This window comes from Streptomyces sp. NPDC014894, from assembly GCF_043080985.1.
GTDB lineage: Bacteria > Actinomycetota > Actinomycetes > Streptomycetales > Streptomycetaceae > Streptomyces.
Genome location: NZ_JBIBWD010000014.1, coordinates 198338 through 204337 on the forward strand (window position 1 = coordinate 198338; position 6000 = coordinate 204337).

The 6000-nt window shown below is 71.0% G+C and carries 6 protein-coding genes; all 6 read left to right on the forward strand.

Features of this window, described 5'->3' with window-relative positions; all coding sequences use genetic code 11:
* Window positions 1–105: 105 nt before the first annotated feature.
* Window positions 106–708 (forward strand): PadR family transcriptional regulator, encoded by a 603-nt coding sequence (locus ACF089_RS29040; protein WP_392032742.1) that lies wholly within the window; start codon window positions 106–108, stop codon window positions 706–708.
* 188 nt (window positions 709–896) lie between these two features.
* Window positions 897–1883: a hypothetical protein gene (locus ACF089_RS29045; protein ID WP_392032745.1), complete on the forward strand. Its 987-nt coding sequence runs from the start codon at window positions 897–899 to the stop codon at window positions 1881–1883.
* Between the two features lie 197 nt (window positions 1884–2080).
* Window positions 2081–3619, forward strand: coding sequence for an alpha/beta fold hydrolase (locus tag ACF089_RS29050; protein ID WP_392032748.1), 1539 nt, complete (start codon window positions 2081–2083; stop codon window positions 3617–3619).
* A gap of 180 nt (window positions 3620–3799) precedes the next feature.
* Window positions 3800–4246, forward strand: coding sequence for a hypothetical protein (locus ACF089_RS29055; RefSeq protein WP_392032750.1), 447 nt, complete (start codon window positions 3800–3802; stop codon window positions 4244–4246).
* 114 nt (window positions 4247–4360) lie between these two features.
* On the forward strand, window positions 4361–4987 hold the full coding sequence (locus ACF089_RS29060) for a GNAT family N-acetyltransferase (RefSeq protein WP_392032753.1): 627 nt from the start codon (window positions 4361–4363) through the stop codon (window positions 4985–4987).
* Window positions 4988–5581: 594 nt separating this feature from the next.
* A partial coding sequence (locus ACF089_RS29065; RefSeq protein ID WP_392032756.1) for a phosphopantetheine-binding protein occupies window positions 5582–6000 on the forward strand: 419 nt, incomplete at its 3' end.

Here is a 6000-nt window from a genome sequence, read left to right on the forward strand (position 1 = left end):
GCGGATCGGCATGCCTGTGAACTCCCTTCGTCGACAACTGACTTGAAGTGGCGGTGGTGCCTCGACGCCCCATCATTAGTCTATTTGGACTGTTAGAGTTCGACCATGCCACGTCGCGCTCTCGACAACCCACTGGTCCTCACGGTCCTGGGGCTCCTGCTGGAGAACCCCGCGCACCCCTACCAGCTGCTCGCCGAGCTGCGAAGCCGCAGCGACCACCACGCGGCCGCCGTCAACCGGGGATCGCTCTACAACACCGTCACCGCGCTGACCGAGGCCGGCTGGGCGGCCGCGCGGGGCCGACAGCGATCGGGAAACCGCCCGGAGCGCACCGTGTACGCCCTCACCCGAGCCGGGCACGACGAACTCGTACGGCGGCTGGACAGCCGGATCCGCAACCCCGACCGGGAGTTCTCCCGATTCCTCGGCGCGGTCTCCCACCTCGGAGCCCTCGGACCCGACGGAGCCGCCGAAGCCCTGACGGAACGCGCCCACCGGCTCCGCGAACGCACCGACGCCGACGAGACGCGGCTGACCGAAGCCCTGGCGGCCGGCGTCCCGCGGCTGCACATCATCGAGGCCGAGTACGCGATCAGGCTGGCCCGCGCCGAGACGGAATGGCTCGACGCCGTCGTCGAGGACATCCGTACCGGCGCGCTGACCTGGCCCACCGCCGCGTCCCCCGCACCGGCCGCGCCTCCGCTCTGACCTGCCCGCATCCGCACACTCCACCCCGGCCGCCCACTTCCACCCCGGCCGCGCACCTTCGCGCCGACCGCCGCCGTGCCTTCGCGCCGACCGCCGCCGTACCGCCGCGCCCGCCCAGGGAGCCCCGGCACACCGCCCGGCCCCGCGAAGCCCCCGGGCGGCCGCCACCGAGAGGACGGGAAACACCCATGCCGACACCACGCCGCGGACTGCTCTTCGGCGTCTACCCGGGCGGAGCCGCCGGGGACGACACCGGCAGCCTCGCCGTCGGACCGCCCGACGACCCCGACCGCGTCTCCGCCGCCCTCGACCGGCTGCAGGGCCGGCCGGGCCGCCCCTTCCTGGTCCGCGCGTACACCCGCTTCGACGACACCACCCGGCTCGGGACCCCGCACCCGACCACCGCACCGGCCGACGCGCGCCGGTACGCCGTCCGGGGCCGCCGCCTGGACCTGGTGGCGCAGTACCAGTCCGCCCGCGGCGACATCGACCGCTACTGCGCCCACCTGCGCGAACTGGTCGAACAGTACGGCCCGGTCACCGACTTCCTCCAAGTCGCCGAGGAGCCCGACGTCACCTCGCTGCCGACGCTCGACGGCCACTACCCCGGCGTACGCGACGCCATCGTCCGGGGCGTCGTCGCCGCCAAGGCCCGAGCCCGGGAACTGGGCCACACCCATCTGCGCGTCGGCTTCAACACCACCCCGCTCTTCGGCCCCGCCGCCTCCTTCGTCACCGAACTCACCCGCCGGGGAGGAGCCGACTTCACCGGCGCACTGGACTACATCGGACTCGACTTCTTCCCCGACGTCTTCCAGCCCATCGCCGCGCCCGACCTCGCGCCCGCCGTCGAGGGCCTGCTGCGACACCACCGCGACACCGTGCTCGCCCCCGCCGGACTGGCGCGTCTGCCGCTCCGGATCACCGAGCACGGCTGGCCGACCGGCCCCGGCCGCCCGGACGAGCGCCAGGCCGAGGTGGTCGAGACGGTGGTACGGGTCGTCGCCGACCAGGCCGAACGGCTCGGGCTCGGCGGATACACCCACTTCGCGCTGCGCGACGCCGACAGCTCCCGGCCCGGACTGTTCCACCGCTTCGGACTCACCGCCGACGACTACACCCCCAAGCCCGCCTTCGCCGTCCTCGCCCGCCTCGTCGAGGAGTTGACCGACTGACGCGCCCCTCCGGAGGCCCGGACACGCCGGCGCACCCGCCCTCCCCGACCGGCCTGAATTCGCTCCAACCTCAGAAGGACCGGCGCCCCTCGCCGTGCGACCGGAGATCGACAAAACCCGACCTGACGGATGATTCGCCCGAGCGGTCCGGCACGGCAGGGTCAGCAGGGACCCGATACAACGGAAGGATCTACTCCGTGCAGGTACGACGACGTGTGGCCCCCCTGCTGGCGGTGAGCGTCATGGCGACGCTCGCCCCCGCGCTCGCCACCGCCCCGGCCACCGCCGCGAACAACGCCGCCCCCGCCGCGAACACCCCGTCCGCCACCGCCCAGAGACCCGACTGGCAGCGGTGCGACGATTCCGAACCGGCCTCGCTCCAGTGCGCCACGATCAAGGTCCCGCTCAACCACGCCAAGCCCGGCGGCAAGAAGATCGACATCGAGATCTCCCGGATCGCGGCGGCCGACCCCGCCAAGCGCCGGGGTGTGCTCCTCTTCAACCCCGGCGGCCCCGGAGGCGAAGGACTCCACTTCCCGTCCGCCCTCGGCAAGGCCCTGCCCGCCTCCGTGAAGGACCGGTACGACCTCATCGGCTTTGACCCCAGGGGCATCGGCCGGAGCAACGCCCTCGCATGCGGGCTCAACCCCGAAGAGATACAGGTGGAGCGCGCCTTCAAGGAGAAGACCTTCGCCCGGGACGCCTCCAGGGCCCGCAGCTTCGCGGACAAGTGCCGGGCCCGCTACGGCGACGCGCTCAAGCACTTCACCACGCGCAACACCGCCCGGGACATGGACATGATCCGGGCCGCGCTCGGCGAGAAGAAGATCAACTACCTGGGGTACTCCTACGGCACCTACCTCGGAGCCGTCTACACCCAGCTCTTCCCCCACCGCACCGACCGCGTCGTCCTCGACAGCGCCGTCGACCCCAAGCGCGCCTGGCGCGAGGACTTCCTGCTGTGGGCCCCGGAGGTCGAGAAGGCCTTCACCCGCTGGACCCGGTGGACCGCCGACCGCTCGGCCGTCTACCGGCTCGGCGACACCCCCGCGAAGGTCGCCAAGACCTTCTGGGACATCGTCGCCCAGGCGAACCGGAAGCCGATCACCGTCGGTACGGCCACCCTCGACGGCGACCGGATCCGCAGCCTGATGCGCGCACCGTTCTTCCAGGCGGGCTACGCCGCCGAGTCGGTCGTGATGCTGAAGAAGGCCGCCGCCGGCAAGCCCACCCCGGAACTCCCCGAATCCCACTGGGACGACAAGGGAGCCTCCGCCCTCTGGACCGTCACCTGCGGCGACGCGCCGTGGCCGAAGAATCCGGGCGCCTACCGCAAGGACGCGATCCGCGACAGGGAGCGCTATCCGCTCTTCGGCGACTTCGCCGCCAACATCACCCCCTGCGCCTTCTGGGACAAGAACGCCGAGCCCGCCACCAAGGTCGACAACAAGGTGCGCGCGCTGATCGTGCAGAACGAATGGGACTCGCAGACCCCGCTGCCCGACGCCCTGGGCCTCCGCGAGGACATGAAGGGCTCCCGTCTGGTCCTCGTCGACGAGGGCGAAGGACACGGCGTCTACACCACCGGCACCAGCCGCTGCGCCGAGAGCGCCGTCACCTCCTACCTCACCGCCGGAACCTTCCCCGCGAAGGATCTGACCTGCAAGCCGAACCCGGCCAAGGACCGCTCCGGGAGCACGGAGCGCCCGAACCCGCTGCCCCTGCCGATGCGCTGATCCGGTAGCCGCCCCGCCTGTCCGGGACGCCCCTTCCTCACCGGCGGAGAAGGGGCGTCCTGTCCGCCGGCGGCCGCCGCCCCCGGCGGACCCGGTCTTCCGAACCGCCCCGGCGCTCTCTACCGTGGCAGGGACACCCATCGCTCAGCCCAGGTGATCTATGCGACACAAGGGGGCTCTGTGCAGGCCGAGTTGGCGACACTGGCGACGACGGGCGCGACGGCTCTGGTGGGAGTGATGGTCTCCGACGCCTGGGCGCACACCCGGGATCGCGTGGCCCGCTTCTTCCCCCGGGGCACGTTCGCGGGAAGCGTGGACGAGGAGCTGGAGGCCTCCCGCGAGCAGCTCATCGCCGCCCGCGACGACGGAGACCCGGAGGCCGCGGCCGATGTCGAGGACGAGTGGCGGCTCAGACTCCGCCGGGCGCTGCGCGAGAACCCCGCCGCCGCCGAGGAGCTTCGGCTGCTGCTCGAAGAACTCGCTCCCCACCGCGCGAGCGGACCGGTCGTCACCGTCCACAACAGCGTCAGCGGCGGAGTCCAGCACGGTCCCGTCATCCAGGGCGAACACTTCTCCGGTCTGACCTTCCACACCCCGGACGGCCCCCGCCCCGGGCCGGGATCCTGACCGGAACCGGGACCCGCCCGGCCCCGATGACCGCCCCGGAGCCGTCGCCCTCCGCCCGCTGCGCTTGAATGGACGGACGGGGACAGCCGGGTTGGACATGGAGGGACGGCCGGAATGAACGCCAGGATCCGCCGCGCGGGTACGAGCGACCGGGAGGCCGTGGTCCGGCTGCTGGACGCGGCCTTCCAGGACGATCCGGTGAGCGGCTGGCTCTTCCCGGACGAGGAGCACCGCCGGTCGAAGCACCCGCTTCTCATGGGAGCCTTCTTCGACATCGTTCTCCGGTCCGGACGCGTCGACGTCCTGGCGGACGCCTCCGCCGCCGCGCTGTGGCTGCCCGTGCCGGAGCCTGGGTCGCCCGAGGAGCCCGAGGCTCTTGAGGAGAGCGGGGACGGCGGTGAGGACGGTCCGGGGCGGCTCCGGGCCGAGATCGACCCCGACAACGAGCGCATCGACCTCATCGGCCGGCTGACCGCCGCGATCCACCCGACGCTGGCCCACGCGTACCTCTGGCTGATCGCGGTGGACCCCGCCCGCCAGGGCGAGGGCCTCGGTACGGCGCTGATCCGCTCGGCGCTCGACCACGGGAACGGCGAGGGCGTCCCCGCCTATCTGGAGGCGAGCAGCCCGAGCAGCCGAGCCCTCTACGAACGGCTCGGCTTCGTGGACAGGGGCCCCGCGCTCGTCCTCCCCGACGGGCCGACGCTGTGGCCGATGTGGCGCGAGCCGCACGTTCGATGACGGTGAGCGGCCCCGGCGCGGGGACGACATCCGCCCCTGGCACGATCAACGCCGCCGCGAACTGATCCCGGAAGGCCGCGAAAGCGGCTCCGGAAGACCTTTCGCGCTCTGACGGCCGATTGCCCGCCGCCGTGCCCCGGGCTGCCTTCGACCACCTGAATCGGCGTCCTCCTCAAGGAGTGGACGACAGAATCCGGTACTTCTGGTGGAGAGCTGCGCGGCCCTTTGTCTCCCCCGGTCGGGGGAGCGTGCGGCGACATGCGCCATTAACCTGTTGACCTGCGGCGCTCGTCATTGCGGACATCGGGGATCGTCCGACTTCGCGTATCTCCCTCAGAAGGATGAGAACACGGGAATCTGAGTCGGTAGGACTGTTTACAGTCTTGTGGGCCTACGCCTAGCGTTGTCGCGGGTAAAACATCGGCAGCATAAATGGTCAGTAAAGTTCAGCTGAAATCAGGACTGCGGAGTATCTGTCTCCATTCCGTGAAGGTCCTGAATTTATATGTGTGGCCCGCCTGAGAGTGTGGGCGGAGCCATGCCCGTCGTCTGTTGAACCAGCTCTTCGACACCGCGCACGGAAGGCCTCCCCCCATGGTGAACGATCGTGAATCCCGGACCCCGCGTGAGCGGATTCTATGCGCGTTGTACGGCGAAGTCCTGGGGTTGCCGGAGGTGGGTGTCGACGACGGTTTCTTCGATCTGGGCGGCGACAGCATCGTCGCGATTCAGCTGGTGAGCCGGGCCCGGGAGGAGGGCCTTGAGTTCACGCGCCGTGAGGTTTTTCAGTGTCAGTCGGTGGGGGCGTTGGCTGTGGTGGCGCGGGATGTGGGTGTGGGTGTGGTGGGTGATGGTGAGGGTGTTGGTGTGGTGGGTTTGACGCCGGTGATGCGTCGGTTCGGTGGTGTGGGTGGGCCGGGGTTCGAGGGGTTTTCGCAGTCGGTGGTGGTGCGGGTGCCGGCGGGGGTTGGGTTGGGTGTGGTGCGGGGTGTGGTGGGGGCTGTGGTGGATCG

Coding starts and splice junctions, on each gene's coding strand:
- ACF089_RS29040 (WP_392032742.1), top strand. CDS start 106: ATGCCACGTCGCGCTCTCGACAACCCACTGGTCCTCACGGTCCTGGGG.
- ACF089_RS29045 (WP_392032745.1), top strand. CDS start 897: ATGCCGACACCACGCCGCGGACTGCTCTTCGGCGTCTACCCGGGCGGA.
- ACF089_RS29060 (WP_392032753.1), top strand. CDS start 4,361: ATGAACGCCAGGATCCGCCGCGCGGGTACGAGCGACCGGGAGGCCGTG.